The following is an 18,553-nucleotide window of genomic DNA, read 5'->3' on the forward strand; positions in this document are numbered from 1 at the left end:
TCAGTTGCTCACCATCAGTTCCGGCCCCAGGTAATCGTTGACCTGCTGGATATCATCATCCCCCAGGCTACCCACCGACGAGGCCAGGCGCAGCCGAGACATCAGGTAGTTCAGCTTCGCCTCGAACAGGTCGTGGCGGGCGTCGTACAGCAGTTCCTCGGCATTGAGCACGTCCGAGTTGGTGCTGGTGCCGCCTTCCTTGAAGCCTTTGCGGGTCGAGGTCAGCGAACGCTCGTTGGAGGCCACGGCCTTTTCCAGCGCTTGAATGCGCAAGGCGCCGCTTTGCACGCCGCGGTACTCGCGGGTGGTGCCGGAAATTACCTCCTGACGGGTAGCATCCAGCTCATCCAGGGCCTTGGAACTGTTGGCACTGGCCTGGCGGGTCAGGGCGCTTGTGCTGCCACCGCTGTACAGCGGAATGTTCAGCTCCAGGCCGATCGAGCTGTAGTGGTTGCGCTGGTTGAGCTCGGAAATCGACTGACTGCTGCCGGCGTTATAGCCCGCCACGAAATCCAGGGTGGGGTAGTGCCCGGCGCGGGCACGTTTCACTTCTTCTTCGGCCAGCTCGTAGCTGTGCCGGCGCGCGTGAATCAGCGGGCTGTCGGCCTGGGCTTTGACCAGCCAGTCCTGCAGGTTGCCCGGCATCAGCGGTGGCGTACTGAAGCCCGGCTGCAAGGTGGTCAGCGACTCTGGGGTTTCACCGATGTATTCCTCCAGCTTGCGGCGGGCGTTGACCAGGTTGTCCTGGGCCTCGATCAGATCGGCCTCGGCCAGGTCGCGCCGGGCCACCGACTCATCGACGTCGGTGATGGTACCGGCGCCCAGCTCCTTGCGCCGTTTCGCCGACGCCTGCTGCTCTTCGAAGGCGTTCAGCTTGGCCTTGGCCAAGGTGATGGTTTCGCTGGCCAGCAGCACGTCGAAGTAGGCGTCGGCCAGGCGTACCGCAGCGTCCTGGCTCTTGGCGTCGAACACTGCCACGCTGTAGTCGGCCCGTTGCTGGCCCTGGCGGTACTCGGCCATCTTCTGCTTGTTGAACAGCGGTTGGCGCAGGCGCACATTGGCGCCCTTGGAGTCATAGTCCAGGTCGTTGTCCAGGCCGTTCTGCCGCTGGCTGCCATTGACCCTGTTGAAGTAGGCCGACGCGTTGATCTGCGGCAGCAGGCCGGCCTCGCCGATGGCGCGGTTTTCGCTGCCGGCTTCTTTTTCGTGCACCGCCGCGCGGTAGATCGGGCCTTGGTATTGCAGCAAGTCCCAGGCTTGCTTCAGGTCCATGGCACTGGCCTGTACGGCCACCCCCAGCAGGCACAACATCAGGCACGAGCGTTTCATGTCATTGCTCCTTGAACGCAGCGTCGACGCGTTCGAGCATGGGTTTGAGCAGGTAGCTGAGCAGGTTGCGCTCGCCGGTCTTTATGGTGACGGTGGCGGGCATGCCGGGGCGGATGTGGTTGCTGCCCAGCAGGCCCATGCCGGCCGGCGTCACTTCTACCTGGGCCAGGTAGAAAGGCTGTTTGCTTTCTTCGTCGAGCAGGCGGTCGGCGGAAATGGTCTTCACCCGCCCCGGAATGTTTGGCGTCTGCGCGTGGTTGAAGGCCGGGAAGGCGATGTCCACGGCCAGGCCCGGGACCATCTTGTCGATGGCCTGCACCGGGATCATCGCGTCTACCTGCAGCGGTTGGTCGAGCGGCACCACCTCCATGATCTTGGCGCCGGGCTGGATGATGCCGCCGACTGTGGCGATGCTCAGGCCCTGGACCATGCCGTCGATCGGCGAGCGGATCACCGTGTGGGTCACTTCGTAGTCCAGCGCACGCAAACGGTCGGCCAGGGTGGTGTTTTCCTTGGCGGTGTCGGTCAGCTGCGATTCCACTTCCTTCAGGTAGTCGTGCTGGCGCTGCAGCATGCGCAGCTTGATTTCGGTAGCCTGGCTGCGTGCGCGGGCAATGTTGTTGAGGTTTTCGGCCTGGCCGGCGGACAGGTCGGCATTGCTGCGCTCCAGTTCAAGCAAGCGGTTGCGCGGTACATAGCCCTCGGCGGCCAGCACCCGGGTGCCTTGCAGCTCCTGGCTGAGGAAGCCGATCTGCGAGGCGCGGGCGCCGTACACCTGCTGCAGGCCCTTGAGCTGCACTGCCGAGGCCGCGAGGTTTTCTTCAAGGATGCTCAATTCACCGGCAAGGCCGGCGCGGCGGGTGTCGAGCAGGCGCTGTTGCAGGTCCATGGCCGCCAGCAGCCTTGGGTCATTGTCGTAGTGCTTGAGCAGGGCAGGGTCGAAGGTGACCGTATCGCGGCCATCGCGTTCGGCTTCCAGGCGGTTTTCCACGGTCTTGCTGACGATGTACTGGGCACTGAGTGCACCTTGCTCGGCCGCGGCGCGCAATGCGTCGAGGCGTACTACCTCCTGGCCTTTTTTAATCAAATCGCCTTCGCGCACCAGGATCGCCTCGACCGTGCCGCCGCTCAGGTGCTGCACCGCCTTACGGTTGCTGGTGACCTTGACCGTGCCGGTGGCAACCACGCCCGCGTCCAGTGGCGCCAGGCAAGACCACAGCAGGAAACCGCCAAAACCGGCGATCACCATCCATACGCCCCAGCGTGCCGGCCGGCCGGCGTCCAGGTCGATCAGGTCTTTGGCTTCGGGGGCAATCAGTTCGGAGTTTTGAGCCATTTGCATGAAGGGTTACTCCCGTACTTTTACCGAAGCCAGCGGGGCCGTATTGGCCGCTGGAATCACGCTGGCCTTGCGCAGCGCCGCGAACACTTCGTCACGGCTGCCGAGCATGTGCACGGTGCCGTCGCGCAGCATCAGTATCTTGTCTACGGCGCACAGCACATTGGGCCGGTGGGAAATCAGGATCACCGTGGCACCGCGCGTTTTCAACTCGGCCAGCGCATCGACCAAAGCCTTCTCGCCGACGTCATCGAGGTTGGCGTTAGGCTCGTCCAGTACCACCAGGTTGGGCTCGCCGTACAGCGCGCGGGCCAGTGCTATGCGTTGCTTCTGGCCGCCGGACAGCGGGGTGCCGTCGGCTGCCAGGCGGGTGTCGTAGCCCTGCGGGAAGCGCAGGATCATGTCGTGCACGCCGCTGCTGCGGGCGGCGCGGATCACTGCATCGCTGTCCACTTCGGCAAAGCGCGCGATGTTTTCGGCGATAGTGCCCTCGAACAGTTCCACGTCCTGCGGCAGGTAGCCCAACCACGGGCCCAGTTCGGCCTTGTTCCAGGTAAAGATGTCGGCCCCGTCCAGGCGCACCTTGCCCGCCTGGGCCGGCCACACACCCACCAGCAGTCGGGCGAGGGTGGACTTGCCCGAGGCCGAAGGGCCGATGATGCCCAGGCTCTCACCGGGGACCAGGCTGAAGCTCACCCCGCGCACGATGCTGGTATTGGTGCCGGGTGCGCCGGCAATCACGTTTTCCACCGCCAGCATGCCCATCGGCCGTTGCAGCGACATGCTCGGTGGCCGTTGTGGGTAGTCCTGCAGCAGGTCGTTGAGCCGGCCCCAGGCCAGACGGCAGCCCAGCAGTTGTTTCCATGAGGCGATCACTTGTTCCACCGGGCCCAGGGCCCGGCCGGTCAGGATCGAGCAGGCGATCATCATGCCGGGAGTGATCTTGCCTTCGATCGCCAGCAGTGCGCCGGTCCCCAGGATCACCGACTGCAAGGTTATGCGCACGAAGCGGCCGGTGCTGCTGATCAGCGCCGCGCGGTCGGAGGCCAGGGTCTGCATCTGCAGAATGCGCAAGTGGCCCTGGTACCAGCGCTTGCCGATTGACGGCAGCATGCCCATGGCCTCGATCACTTCGGCGTTGCGCAGGTTGTTGTTGGCGTAGCTGGCCGACGACATTGACGCCTGGTTGGCTTCGGCCAGTGGCTTTTGCGTGGCCTTTTCAGTGAGGTAGGCCAGGCCCACCAGGATCAACGAGCCGATTGTCGTGACCAGCCCGAGCCAGGGGTGGATCAGGTAGCAGACCACCAGATAGATGGGTGTCCAGGGGGCATCGAAGAAGGCGAACAGGCCGTTGCCGGTCAGAAACTGCCGCACCTGCGCCAGGTCTTGCAGGGCTTGGGCCGGGTTGCCGCCTGCGCGGCTCAGGTTGCGCTCGAAGGCGGCGCTGAATATGCGTCGGTTGAGCGCCATGTCCAGGTAGTTGCCTACCCGGATCAGCACGCGGGTACGGGTCATCTCCAGCGCCGACATCAGCAGGAACAACCCGACCACCAGCAGGGTGAGCATGCCCAGGGTGGTGACATTACGGCTGACCAGGGCGCGGTCATACACCTGCAGCATATAAATAGCTGGCGTCAACATCATGACGTTTATCACGCCGCTGAAGGCGGCCAGGGCGTAGAAGCTGCGGCGCAGGCGAAACAACACGTCGGCCAGCTCGGAGCGGGTGCGTGGTGGCTTGGGCATCGGAGGCCTCCCTTTATTACAAATCGGGAAGCCCTTGCGGCGCCCCGTACAACGGTAGTTGTGGCTTCTTGGTTGGCTCGCAGGCGGGTCGCTCTTATGGCGAATAGTCCAAAAACGCTGCGTTGCTCCCACAAGCTGGAGCGTAGGTTGCAACGAAACAATCGGTAATATCATTTTGCTCTATGAAGTCTTTGAACTTTTTATAAGTGCCGACAAAACAGCTAGTTGCATCGCATTATCATCGTTGAAGGTTTTTTTTGACGGGATATTGACAAGTTTTTGCTCTGCGACTTTAGTCTGAAGTATTCGGGCCCTGTGCGAGCTGGGGTCGATACACGTGCGTTACACCTGTTGCGCACGATTAACAGGGTCCCATCCCGGAACGGTGGGGCCGGATTGCCAGCAATGAGGCCGAGTCGCCAGCACACAAACGTTGCGCCACCGAGCCCAGAACCACGAACCAGATACTGCGCAAGTCAACACTGACTGGGCGCGGGAAGGACCCTGTTGCCCTGTGATTTCTCCGGAAAGATCGAGGGCAATTGCAATGGCCAATTTCAGCAAGTCGGACCTGGAATTCATTCTCAAACAAATCTTCATCGCCGAGGCTCATGCTGACGGCGCCAGCCTGAGTGACCTGCTGCCCAACAGCCAGGTACCGTTCGGCCTGCGCACCGTCGATGGCAGTTTCAACAACCTGGTGGCCGGGCAAAGCGAGTTCGGCGCTGCCGACAATTCGTTCCTGCGCCTGCTCGATACCTCCTACCGTGCCAACTACGTGGGCACCGGCAACGTCGTCGATTCGCAACCGCGCACCATCAGCAACCTGATCGTCGACCAGACCGCCAACAACCCGGCGGCCGTCGAAGCCAATGGTGGCGCAGCCCCGGTGATAAGCCCCGGTATCGACGGGGTGTTCGGCACCGCCGACGACAAGCCGGTGTTCTTCATCCCCAACGTCTCGCCGGACGCGGGCCTGACGGCGGGCTTCAACGCCTGGATGACCTTCTTCGGGCAGTTCTTCGACCACGGCCTGGACCTGGTCAGCAAGAGCAGCACCGACATCGTGTTCATACCGCTGCGCCCGGATGACCCGCTGTACGTGGCCGGCAGCCCGACCAACTTCATGGTGCTGTCACGCGCCGTACGCACGGCCGGCGCCGATGGCGTGGTGGGCACGGCCGACGATAGTCAGCCCAACACCACCTCGCCGTTCGTTGACCAGAGCCAGACCTACAGCTCGCACCCCTCGCACCAGGTATTCCTGCGCGAGTACACGCTCGATGGCGCCGGTGACCCGGTGGCCACAGGCCGGCTGATCACCAACCGCGACCTTGGCGCGGATGGCAAATTCGGCACCGCCGACGATGGCGACAGCGGAAACGGCGGCATGGCCACCTGGGCGGTGGTCAAGGCCCAGGCCCGTGACCTGCTGGGTATCAACCTGACCGATGCCGACGTGCACAGCGTGCCGTTGCTGGCCACCGATGCCTACGGTAACTTCCTGCGCGGGCCCAACGGCATGCCGCAGGTGGTGATGCGCGTGAACAACGGCGCCGACGGCATTGCCGGTACTGCCGATGACGTCACTCAACTGGTCGAAGGCAACCGCGCCGCGCCCATCAGCCTGGCCAATGCCGTGGGCACCGGGCATGGCTTCCTGGACGACATCGCCCATAACGCGGCCCCCGTGGTAGTGGGGGGCGTGCTGCAAGCCGACGCCGACACCGCCATTGGCAACGCGCAGCCTGTGGGCCCGGGCGGCAACAACCTGACCTACGACAACGAACTGCTCGACGCCCACTACATCGCTGGCGACGGTCGGGTGAACGAAAATATCGGCCTGACCGCTGTGCACCACGTGTTCCACTCCGAGCACAACCGGCTGGTGCAGCAGACCAAGGACACCCTGCTGGCCGCAGGCGACCTGGCGTTCCTCAACGAGTGGCTTATCGACGATGTTACCGCCATCCCCACCACGCCTGCTGGCATCGCCGCGCTGGTGTGGGACGGCGAGCGGCTGTTCCAGGCGGCCAAGTTCGGCACCGAAATGCAGTACCAGCACCTGGTGTTCGAAGAGTTTGCCCGCACCATCCAGCCGCAGATCGACGAGTTCCTCGCCCCTAATGGCTACGACACCTCGATCAACCCGGCCATCCTCGCCGAGTTCGCCCATGTGGTGTACCGCTTCGGCCACTCGATGCTGACCGAAACCGTCGACCGCTTCGACCCGTCGTTCAACCCGGTGTCTGCCGACCCCGACAACCCTGACCAGCAACTGGGCCTGATCGCCGCCTTCCTCAACCCGCTGGCGTTCGCTGGCAGCGGTGCCACCGCCGACGAAGCGGCCGGTGCGATCATCCGCGGTGTTACCCGCCAGCTGGGCAACGAAATCGACGAGTTCGTCACCGAAGCCCTGCGCAACAACCTGCTCGGCCTGCCGCTGGACCTGCCCGCGCTGAACATAGCCCGGGGTCGTGATACCGGCATCCCCAGCCTGAACGAGGCGCGTCGCGAGTTCTACGCGGCAACGGGCGACAGCCAGCTCAAGCCCTACATCAGCTGGGCCGACTTTGCCGACCACCTCAAGCACCCGGCATCGCTGATCAACTTCATTGCTGCCTACGGTACTCACGCCACCATCACCGGGGCAACCACCGAAGCGGACAAGCGCGCCGCCGCAGTGGCGCTGGTGCTTGGCGGTAGCGGTTCACCACTCGACCGCCTGGACTTCCTCAACGGCACCGGCGCCTATGCCAACGTGACGCTGGCCGGCAAAGACGGCATCGCCGGCACGGCCGACGACATTACCGGCGTGACCGTGACCGGGGTGGATGCCATCGACTTCTGGGTCGGCGGCCTGGCCGAGAAGAAAATGCCCTTCGGCGGCATGCTCGGGTCCAGCTTCAACTTCGTCTTCGAGACCCAGCTGGAAGCGCTGCAGAACGGCGACCGTTTCTACTACCTCTCGCGTACGGCGGGCATGAACTTCGGTACGGAACTGGAGAACAACTCCTTTGCCAAGCTGATCATGCTCAACTCCGACGTCACCCACCTGTCCAACACCGTGTTCCTCACGCCTACCTTCACCCTGGAAGTGAACCAGGCCAATCAGTTCACCGGGCTGGGTGCGGACGGCAAGGCCGACCCGACGGGGGGCATCGAGATAAACGGGGTTGAAATCCTGCCGCTGGTGATTCGCGACAACCCCGACACCGTGGGCCCTGACGCCAACTACCTGCACTACACCGGTGAAGACCATGTGGTGCTGGGCGGCACGGCCGGCAACGACATCATCATCTCGGGCGAAGGCGACGATACCGTTTACGGCGATGCCGGCGACGACGTGCTCGAAGGTGGCGCCGGCAACGACGCAGTGCTGGGTGGTGCAGGCGACGACATCATCACCGACTCGTTCGGCGATAACCGCCTGGAGGGTAACGCCGGTAACGACGTGATCGTCGCCGGCAGCATGCTGGCGGCTGGCAACCTGATCCTGGGGGGCGACGGCCAGGACTTCATCATCACCACCGAGGACATTTCCACCACCTTCGGTGGCCAGGGCGATGACTTCATCCTCGGCGCCAAGACCAACCTGCCACCCACCGGCAACGAGGGCGATGACTGGATCGAGAAGGGTACCCAGGACGGTGCGCCTGGTGACAACTTTGCGCCGCTGCTGGGTGACGAAGTGGTCGGCAACGACATCTTCGTCGGTGGCGCTGGCTTTGACGAAATGATCGGCGAGGGCGGTGACGACATCTTTGTCGGCAGCGATGCCCAAGACAAGATGGACGGCATGTCCGGCTTCGACTGGATCACCAACAAGAACGACAAGGTCGGCGTCACCGTTGACCTGAGCCTGGCAGCGCTGGCCCAGCCCCACGGCAATGCGCCAAACCAGAACGCCGGGGTATTCAACCCGGTCGGCGCCTCGCCGGCCAGCATCCTCGACCGCTTTGCCGAGGTCGAAGGGGTGTCCGGTTCGGACTACGCCGATGTGCTCAAGGGCGATGACGTCGATGCCGTGACCATCCTCAACCATGGCGGTGCCACGGGCAGTGCGCTGACCAACGTGGCGCTGATCCGTGGGCTGCAGCAGTTCCTGGCGGATGCCGGGTTGCCGACCACGGGCTTTGCCACCGGCAACATCATGCTTGGCGGCAATGGCAGCGACCTGATCGAGGGCCGTGGCGGCGATGACCTGATCGACGGCGACAAATGGCTGAACGTGCGGATTGCCGTGTATGCCCCGGGCGATGTCGACCACACCGGGCCCGAGATCGCCAGCTTCGACAGCATGGTGGACATGATCCCGTTCATGCTCGACCGCACCTACAACCCTGGCCAGCTGAAAGCCGTGCGGGAAATCCTGCCGGGTACCTCCACTGGCGGGGCGGCCTTCGACACGGCTGTGTATGCGGGGGTGCAGAGCGAGTACGTGGTAACCCAGAACACCAAAGGCACGGCCGATGTTGCGGACGATGTGTGGACGGTGACCGATACTGTGGACGGCCGCGATGGCGTCGATACGCTGTTGCATATCGAACGCCTGCAGTTCTCCGACAGCCAACGCGTGCTGGTGGCAGGGGTGAACGCGCAGCCCACGGGCAGCCCGACCGTCACCGATGGCAACGGCGGTGCGATCACGGTGGGCGATATGCTGACGGTGAGCGTGGCGGGCGTGCTCGATGCCGACAATATCAGTGCGGGCAACCCGACAGGCACGCTTGCCGACCGTTCAGTGTCGTACTACTGGCAATTCGAGGCCGACCCGGGCAGTGGTGTGTTCGAGGACATCATCCTGCTACCGGCCGGTGACCTGGCGTTCCAGAGCGCCGATGGCACCGCGTTCAAGGTGTCGCCAGACCTGGCCGGGCTGAGCCTGCGGGTCAAGGCGATCTACCAGGACGCCCATGGCACAACCGAGGTGTTGTATTCCGCACCCACGGCGGTGGTGCAGCCGGGCGCACCGGTGGTGCCAACGCCGGCCACTCCGGTCGTGGATGCCACGGCAGGGGGCGAGGGGCTGCACATGGTGCGCTCTGACCTCAACTTCATCCTCGACCAGATCAAGATCGCCGAGGCCGATGCCGCCGGGCAGGACATCCTCTCGCTGATCCCCAACATCCGCGCACCCTTGGGCCTGCGTGCGGTCGATGGCTCGAACAACAACCTGATGAACCTCAACGGCAACAACAACACCCAGTTCGGTGCTGCCGACAATGTCTTCCCGCGCCTGACCGACCCGGTGTTCAACCCGGCAGAAGGTGCACCGGCCGGCTTCTTCGGCCCTGGCTCGCCGGCCATTCCGGGCTCGTCGTACCAGCAGACCAGCGGCCCGGTGTTCGACTCGCAGCCGCGCACCATCAGTAACCTGATCGTCGACCAGACCTCCAACAACCCGGCAGCCTATGCCACCGCGTATGACCCAGGTGCCGATGGCGTGCTCAACTTCGGCACGCCCGGTAACGACGACGTGCTCAAGGACGGCGTGCGCATCGTCGCCAGCCCGGGCATGGATGGCCAGTTCGGCACCACGGACGACCACGATGTGTACCTGTTCGAAAACACCGCTGCCGATGCCGGCCTGTCTGCGCCGTTCAACGCCTGGATGACGTTCTTCGGGCAGTTCTTCGACCATGGCCTGGACCTGGTCACCAAGGGTGGTTCGGGGACTATCTACATCCCGCTGCAACCCGATGACCCGCTCTACGTGGAGGGTGGTTTCACCAACTTCATGGTGGTGACCCGTGCCACCAACCTGCCAGGGCCGGATGGCATCCTCGGCAACGCCGATGACGTTCACGAACACACCAACACCACCACGCCGTTCGTGGACCAGAACCAGACCTACAGCTCGCACCCGTCGCACCAGGTGTTCCTGCGTGCCTACCTGTTGACCGACGACGGCCCTGTTGCCACTGGCCGGCTGATCACCAACCGTGACCTAGGCGCCGATGGCAAGTTCGGCACTGCCGACGACACCGAGATCGGTGGCATGGCCACCTGGAAAGTACTCAAGGCCCAGGCCCGCGACGTGCTTGGCATCAACCTGACCGATGCCGACGTCGACAACGTGCCGTTGCTGGCAACCGACGCATACGGCAACTTCATCAAGGGGCCGAACGGCTACCCGATGGTGGTGATGAAGGGCCTCGACGGCATTGCCGGCACTGCCGATGACCAACAGGTCGAAGGCAACCCGCTGGCGCCGCTCGACCTGACCAACGCCGTGCGCACGGGGCACCAGTTCCTCGCCGACATTGCTCATAACGCAGTACCCGTGTTCAGTGGCGGCGTGTTGGCGCCGGATGCCGACAACGTTGCCGGCAACGCTGTGCCGGTCAACCCACAGACCGGGGCCAACCTGGCCTACGACAACGAACTGCTGGACGCGCATTACGTCGCCGGCGACGGTCGGGTCAACGAGAACATCGGCCTGACAGCCGTGCATGCGATCTTCCACTCCGAGCACAACCGGCTGGTGGCGCAGACCATGGACACCGTGCTCGACTCGCACGACCTGGCCTTCCTCAACGAATGGCTGCTCAACCCGGTAACCGCATTGCCGGTTACCCCGGCCGAGATCGGCGCATTGGTATGGAACGGCGAGCGGCTGTTCCAGGCGGCCAAGTTCGGTACCGAGATGCAGTACCAGCACCTGGTGTTCGAGGAGTTCGCCCGTACCGTGCAACCACGGGTCGACCTGTTCTTTGCCCCGACCCAGGTGTACGACGTCGACCTCGATGCATCGATCGTTGCCGAGTTCGCCCACACCGTGTACCGCTTCGGCCACTCGATGCTGACCGAGACTGTCGATCGTTACGACATCGACTTCAACGTCATCAAGGACCCGGCCAGCGCCAACCCTGACCAGCAACTGGGCCTGATTGCAGCGTTTCTCAACCCGCTGGCCTATGCGGCCAGTGGTGTTACCCCCGAGGATGCCACAAGCGCCATCGTCCGCGGGGTCACCCGCCAGGGTGGCAACGAAATCGACGAGTTCGTCACCGAGGCGTTGCGCAACAACCTGCTCGGCCTGCCGCTGGACTTGCCGGCGATCAACATTGCCCGTGGCCGCGACGTCGGCATCCCTTCGCTGAACGCCGTGCGCCGCGACATCTACGGGCAAACCGGTGATACCCAGCTCAAGCCGTATACCAGCTGGGTCGACTTGGTGCAGCACCTGAAGCACCCCGAGTCGCTGATCAACTTCATTGCGGCCTATGGCACCCACAGCACCATCACCGGGGCCACCACACTGCTGGAAAAACGCGCTGCGGCCATGGCCCTGGTGTTCGGTGGCGATGGCGCGCCGGCCGACCGCCTGGACTTCCTCAACAGCAGCGGCACCTGGGCCAATGTGACCTTGCCTGGCAAGGATGGCGTGCTGGGCACCGCCGATGACCTGAAGGCGGTAACCATTACCGGTGTCGATGCCATCGACCTGTGGATCGGCGGCCTGGCCGAAGAGAAGACCCCGTTCGGCGGCATGCTCGGCAGTACCTTCAACTTCGTGTTCGAAAACCAGATGGAGAAATTGCAGGACGGCGACCGCTTCTACTACCTGGAGCGCACCTCCGGCCTGTCGATGAACGCCGAGCTGGAAAGCAATTCCTTCGCCAAACTGATCATGGCCAACACCTCCGCCACCCACCTGCCGGGCCTGGTGTTCTCCGACCCGGGCTTCTACCTGGAAGTCGACCAGAGCAAGCAGTTCAACGCAGGCCTGGGCAACGTCGACCCACTGGGCGAAAACGGCGAGCAGGTGGTGTTCCGCGACAGCCCGCTGACGGCTGGCCCGGACACCAACTACATCCGCTATGCCGGTGCCGAGCACATCGTGCTGGGCGGCACCGACGGTGACGATATCCTGGTGTCCAGCGAGGGTGACGACACGGTCTGGGGCGATGGCGGCAACGACCGCATCGAGGGGGGTGACGGCAACGACCAGCTGCGCGGTGGTGCCGGCGACGACATCATCAGCGACATGGGCGGTGACGACAACATCCAGGGCGGCGACGGCAACGACGTGCTGCACGGCGGCAATGGCGTCAACCTGATCATCGGCGGTTTCGGCAACGACTTCATCGTCACCGGTGAAGATGCCTCCGAAGCCATTGGCGGCCAGGGCAACGACTTTATCCTGGGCAGCAAGGCCAACGAGCAGGACATGGGTAACGAAGGTGACGACTGGATCGAGAAGGGCACCTCGGACGGTGCGCCTGGCGACAACTTCGACCCGCTCGGCAACGACCCCATCATCGGCCACGACGTGTTCATCGGCGGCAACGAGAACGACAAGTTCAACGGTGAAGGCGGCGACGACATCATGGTCGGCAGCCTGGGCTTTGGCGACCGTTACATCGGTGGCTCGGGCTACGACTGGGCAACCTTCAAGGGCCTGGCCCAGGGTGTGACCATCGACTATACCGACCGCTTCTTCGACGTGCCGCCAGTACCGGGCTCTGGCGCTTCGGCGCTGGTCCGCTTCGACATCATGGAAGGCCTGTCGGGCTCGGCCCATGGCGACTTCCTGCGCGGTGACAACGAAGATGCCACTACGCTGCCCACCGCGGGTGCCACTGGCAGCGTGCTGACCAACATCAACCTGATCAATGGCCTGTCCAGCCTGCTGGCCGCCGGTGCAACGTTCTACGATGGCGGCAACATCATCCTCGGCGGCAGCGGCAGCGACCTGATCGAAGGCCGTGGCGGCGACGACATCCTTGACGGTGACAAGTGGCTGAACGTGCGCATCAGCGTGCGCGCCAACCTCGATGGCACTGGCCCGGAAATCGCCAGTTACGACAGCATGGAGCCCATGGTGCCGCTGATGCTCAACGGCACCTACAACCCAGGCCAGCTGGTGATCGTGCGGGAGATCCTCAACGGCACCGACAACTACGACACGGCGGTGTTCTCGGGGGTAGCCACCGACTACAGCGTGGTGGTCGATGGCAATGCGGTGATCGTCACCGACTTGGTGGCCGGGCGTGATGGTGTCGACCACCTGACCGGTATCGAGCGGCTGCAGTTCTCTGACCGCTCCCAGGCCTCTGGCGTGGGTACCGCCGTCAACGCTGGCCCCACGGGGCACCTGGCGATCCTGGACGCTGCCACCGGGTTGCGTGACGACACCCCGGTCAGCGGCCAGCTGCTGCGCGTTACACCCCTGGCGGTACACGATGCGGACAACGTCAGCGCGGCCAACACGACCGGCGCGGTCAACGGCCCTGTGGCCTATTACTGGCAAGTCGAGACGCTGCCGGGTTCGGGTGTCTATGAAGACATCACCTTTGTCGCCGCAGGTGAGGTCCAGCGGGCGACGGGCGCCACCTACCGGGTCACGGACGATGTGGCTGGCCTGAGCATCCGCGTACGTGCGGTGTACCAGGACGCCAAGGGCACGCTGGAAATCGTCGATTCGTCGGCGAACAGCGCACCGAGTGCCGGGCCGACCGTGACCGGGCTGCTGGTGCAGAACCAGACGCTCACTGCCAACCCGGCGACCATCGTCGATGCCGACGGCCTGAGCAACCCGCAGTTCACCTTCCAGTGGCAGTCCAACCGGGGTGTGGGCTGGGTCAACATTGTTGGCGCCATCAGCAGCACCTTTGTCCTGACCCAGGAGCAAGTGGGGCAGAACATGCGCGTGGTGGTCAGCTACGTGGATGACTTTGGTGTGCAGGAAAGCATCGCCTCCGACATCCTCGACCCGGTGGCCAACGTCAACGATGCACCGACCGGTGCACTGCTGATCAGCGACACCACGCCGGATATCGGGCAGACGCTGACGGCACTGACCGGCAGTATTGCCGACATTGACGGGCTGGGGGCGTTCAGCTTCCAGTGGCAGCAAGGTACGGGGGGCGTCTTCACCGACATCGTGGGCGCCACTGCGGCCACCTTCACCCCAGGCCTCAACCAGGGGGGTCAGCAATTGCAGGTGATCGTGCGCTACACCGATGCCTTCGGCACCGTGGAGACACTCACCTCGGCGGCGACTGCAGCAGTACCAGGCTTGACGCTGGTCGGCACCAACGGAGCCGATATCCTGATCGGGAGCGCAGGCAATGACGTGATCTCGGGCCTGGACGGAGCCGACCAGCTGTTTGGCGGGCTTGGCAACGACATCCTCGACGGCGGGCTTGGCGCGGATGCCATGACCGGCGGTGGTGGCAACGACACATTTGTGGTCGACAACGTGGGCGACACGGTGAGCGAAGCGCTTAATGGTGGTGTCGACCTCGTGCAGACCAGCCTGGCCAGCTACAACCTGGGTGCTAACGTCGAGAACCTGACCTATACCGGGGTGGGCAACTTCATCGGTGGCGGTAACACGCTGGACAACATCATGAACGGCGGTGCCGGCAACGACTTGCTCAATGGCGGTGCAGGTGTCGACCGCATGGTGGGGGGGCTGGGCAACGACATCTACGTGGTGGATAACGTAGGGGATGTGCTAATCGAGGCCGCAGGGGCTGGTACGGATAGCGTGCGCACCACGCTGGCCAGCTACACCCTGCGGGCCAACTTCGAGAACCTGATCTATACCGGCGTGGGCAACTTCATCGGTGGTGGTAACACGCTGAACAACATCATGATCGGCGGCGCCGGCAATGATTTGCTCAATGGCGGGGCGGGTGCCGACCGCCTGCTCGGTGGTCTGGGCAACGACATCTACGTGGTGGATAACGTCGCAGATGTGGTGATCGAGGCCACGGGGGCCGGTACGGATAGCGTGCGTACCACGCTGGCCAGCTACACCCTGGGTGGCAACGTCGAGAACCTGATCTATACCGGCGTGGGCAACTTCATCGGCGGCGGCAACACGCTGAACAACATCATGATCGGCGCCGCAGGCAATGACTTGCTCAATGGTGGGGCGGGTGCCGACCGTCTGGTGGGTGGTCTGGGCAACGACATCTACGTGGTGGATACCGCTTCGGATGTGGTGATTGAGGATGCAGGGGCCGGTACGGATAGCGTGCGTACCACGCTGGCCAGCTACACCCTGGGGGCCAACGTCGAGAACCTGACCTACACCGGAGCGGGCAACTTCATCGGTGGCGGTAACACGCTGGACAACCTCATGACCGGCGGCGTCGGCAACGACCTGCTCAATGGTGGTGCAGGTGTCGACCGCATGGTAGGTGGCTTGGGCAACGACATCTACGTGGTGGATAACGTCGCAGATGTGGTGATCGAGGCCACGGGGGCCGGTACGGATAGCGTGCGTACCACGCTGGCCAGCTACACCCTGGGTGCCAACGTCGAGAACCTGATCTATACCGGGGTGGGCAACTTCATCGGTGGCGGCAACACGCTGAACAACATCATGATCGGCGCCGCAGGCAATGACTTGCTCAATGGTGGGGCGGGTGCCGACCGTCTGGTGGGTGGTCTGGGCAACGACATCTACGTGGTGGATACCGCTTCGGATGTAGTGATTGAGGATGCAGGGGCCGGTACGGATAGCGTGCGTACCACGCTAGCCAGCTACACCTTGGGTGCCAACGTCGAAAACCTGATCTCTACCGGTGCGGGCAACTTCAGCGGTGGCGGTAACACGCTGAACAACATCCTCATCAGCGGCGCTGGCGACGACTTGCTCAATGGCGGTACAGGTGCTGACCGCATGGTGGGTGATCTCGGTAACGACACCTACGTGGTGGATAACGCAGGCGATGTATTGATCGAGGCCGCGGGGGCCGGTACGGATAGCGTGCGTACCACACTGGCCAGCTACACCCTGGGTGCCAACATCGAAAACCTGACCTATACCGGGGTGGGCAACTTCAGCGGTAGCGGTAATACGCTGGACAACATCATCACCTCAGGCGCTGGCAACGACGTGCTCAACGGTGGCGCAGGCAACGACCAGCTGCTAGGTGGCAGTGGCAACGACACCTTGAACGGTGGCGACGACAACGACAGCCTCGATGGCGGTCTTGGCAATGACATCCTCAACGGTGGTACAGGCAGCGACACGCTGTTCGGTGATGCTGGCAACGACATCCTGTCGGGTGGCAGTGGCAACGACTTCCTCAACGGTGAGGTGGGCGACGACACGGTCAACGGCGGTGCAGGCGATGACACGATGATGGCCACTGATGGCAATGATGTGTTCCAGTTTGCTGCCGGCTTCGGCAATGACCTGATCATCAACTTCGACAGCAATGCGACCGGTGGCCAGGACCTGCTGGATATCACGGCCTTCAACATTACCGCGGCGACCTTCGCCGCCAGCGTCACCATCGCCGATGTTGGCGACGATACGCTGGTCAGCATCGGTGCTACCGACTCCATTCGCCTGGTAGGGGTGGCGGATGCAACCACAGTGACTGCAGCGGACTTCACCCTGGTGGGTTGAGGGCCAGAGGGACCAGCTGTTGGCTTGAAATGCAGGGGCTGCTGCGCAGCCCATCGCGACACCAGGCCGCTCCTACAGGGGATCGCATACCTCTGCAGGAGCGGCCTGGTGTCGCGATGGGCCGCAAAGCGGCCCCGGCTAACCACGCCGCAATCATCCTTCGGTAGACCCGTTCCACCACCTCAGGCGAGGCGCCCGTCTCCCCCGCAATGCCCCACCAGCTCCCCCAGCAACCGCTGCTTGTACCCCTGCAACACCTGGCTGTCCCGCTGTCGTGGGTGTGGCAGATCAATGCGCAAGTCCTCGCGAATCCGCCCCGGGTGCGCGTCCATCACGATCACCCGGTCCCCCAGGTACAGCGCTTCCTCGATGTCATGGGTCACCATGATTACCGTGCAACGCTCCTGCACCCAGATGCGCTGCAGCTCCTGCTGCAACCGTACCCGGGTCAGGGCGTCCAGCGCGCCGAGCGGTTCGTCCAGCAACAACACCTTGGGCTTGTTCACCAGCGCCCGGGCAATTGCCGCGCGCTGGGCCATGCCGCCGGACAGCTGGTGCGGGTAGGCCTGCTCGTAACCACTCAGGCCTACCAGTTCGATGTGCTCGGCCACCAACCTGTTTTTCTCGGCTGCGGGTAACGCATGGTTTTTCAAGGCCAAGGCAATGTTCTTCTGCAGGGTCATCCACGGGAACAGACGATGGTCCTGGAACACGATACCGCGCTCCAGGCCCGGCCCGCGCACGGGTTGCCGGTCCAGCAGGATCTGGCCCTGGTAGTCCTGGTCGAGGCCGACGATCAGCCGCAGCAGGGTAGACTTGCCACAGCCGCTGGCGCCGAGAATGCTGACGAATTCGCCCGGGCGGATATCCAGATTGATGCCTTCGAGCACTGGCACATGCTTGCCCTTGAGCGGGTACGCCTTGTTCAGGCCGCGAATGGTCAGCGCGCCGGTGCTGGCGGTGGTGGGTAAAACGTGGGCGATGGCGTTCATGGTCGGGCCTTTCAATGGTTGGTGCGCCAGCGCAGCAGGCGGCGGGTGAGCAGGGTGCACAGCCAGGACATCAGGTAGCCACTCAGGCCGATGCACAGCACGCAGACCACGATGATCTCCATGCGCGCCGCAGCTTCGGCGTTCATCATCAGGCTGCCAAGGCCAGCCCCGGCAGACAAAAACAGCTCGCTGCCCACCGAGGTTACCCAGGCAAAGGCCAAGGCTTGCAGCACCCCGGCGGTAATGCCGGGCAGTGCGGCGGGCAACAGGATCAGCCAAAGCTGCTGCCAGCGGCCGAGCATCAGCACCCGTGCCGCTTCGCGGTGCTGACCGGCGACCTGGCGCAGGCTCTCGAAGGTGTTGAGCACCATCGGGTACAACGCTGCCAGGCTGACGATCAGCAGCTTGGCGCCTTCGCCGTTCCCCAGCCACAAGGCGATCAGCGGGATCCAGCCCAGCATCGGCACCTGGCGCAAGGCATGGAACAGCGGCGCGATCAGGCGGTTGGCGGGGGAGGACAGGGCCATCAACGCACCCAGCCCGACACCGCCGACAATGCCGATGGCAAGGCCGCTGCAGGTACGTAACAGGCTCGCCCACAGGTTGACCAGCAGTTCGCCGCTGCCCAGCAGTTCGGCCAATGCTGTGCCCACCTGCGCCAGTGGCACGAACGCATAGGCCCCGGCTGCACCTTGGCGCGAGGCGTACTCCCAGGCGCCGAGCAGCAACAGCGGCAGTACCAGGCCACGCAAATCAAGTCGTTTCATC

At 63.7% G+C, this 18,553-nt stretch carries 6 protein-coding genes; 1 reads left to right on the top strand and 5 read right to left on the bottom strand.

Annotated elements, in window-relative coordinates; all coding sequences use genetic code 11:
* Genes MRBLPB4O_RS09905 through MRBLPB4O_RS09915 form a run of 3 tightly spaced genes read right to left on the bottom strand, consistent with a single transcriptional unit; the run spans window position 1 to window position 4,414 of the window.
* On the bottom strand, window positions 1–1,329 hold the full coding sequence (locus MRBLPB4O_RS09905; RefSeq protein WP_341798256.1) for a TolC family outer membrane protein: 1,329 nt from the start codon (window positions 1,327–1,329) through the stop codon (window positions 1–3).
* Between the two features lies 1 nt (window position 1,330).
* Window positions 1,331–2,671 carry an HlyD family type I secretion periplasmic adaptor subunit gene (locus tag MRBLPB4O_RS09910; protein ID WP_341798257.1) on the bottom strand — a complete coding sequence of 447 codons (1,341 nt, stop codon included), beginning with the start codon at window positions 2,669–2,671 and terminating at the stop codon, window positions 1,331–1,333.
* Between the two features lie 6 nt (window positions 2,672–2,677).
* Window positions 2,678–4,414: a type I secretion system permease/ATPase gene (locus MRBLPB4O_RS09915; protein ID WP_341798258.1), complete on the bottom strand. Its 1,737-nt coding sequence runs from the start codon at window positions 4,412–4,414 to the stop codon at window positions 2,678–2,680.
* A gap of 547 nt (window positions 4,415–4,961) precedes the next feature.
* Here MRBLPB4O_RS09915 and MRBLPB4O_RS09920 point away from each other — a divergent pair.
* The gene (locus MRBLPB4O_RS09920) at window positions 4,962–16,793 is read left to right on the top strand and encodes a peroxidase family protein (protein ID WP_341798259.1); all 11,832 of its coding nucleotides are present in this window, start codon (window positions 4,962–4,964) and stop codon (window positions 16,791–16,793) included.
* Between the two features lie 182 nt (window positions 16,794–16,975).
* Here MRBLPB4O_RS09920 and MRBLPB4O_RS09925 read toward each other — a convergent pair whose 3' ends face one another.
* Entirely contained in the window at window positions 16,976–17,785 is an 810-nt protein-coding gene (locus MRBLPB4O_RS09925; protein ID WP_341798260.1) for an ABC transporter ATP-binding protein, read from the bottom strand.
* Window positions 17,786–17,796: 11 nt separating this feature from the next.
* Window positions 17,797–18,552, bottom strand: coding sequence for an ABC transporter permease (locus MRBLPB4O_RS09930; protein ID WP_341798261.1), 756 nt, complete (start codon window positions 18,550–18,552; stop codon window positions 17,797–17,799).
* Window position 18,553 lies beyond the last annotated feature (1 nt).

The sequence above is a fragment of the Pseudomonas sp. LPB4.O genome (genome assembly GCF_038383825.1).
In the GTDB taxonomy this organism is placed as follows: domain Bacteria; phylum Pseudomonadota; class Gammaproteobacteria; order Pseudomonadales; family Pseudomonadaceae; genus Aquipseudomonas; species Aquipseudomonas putida.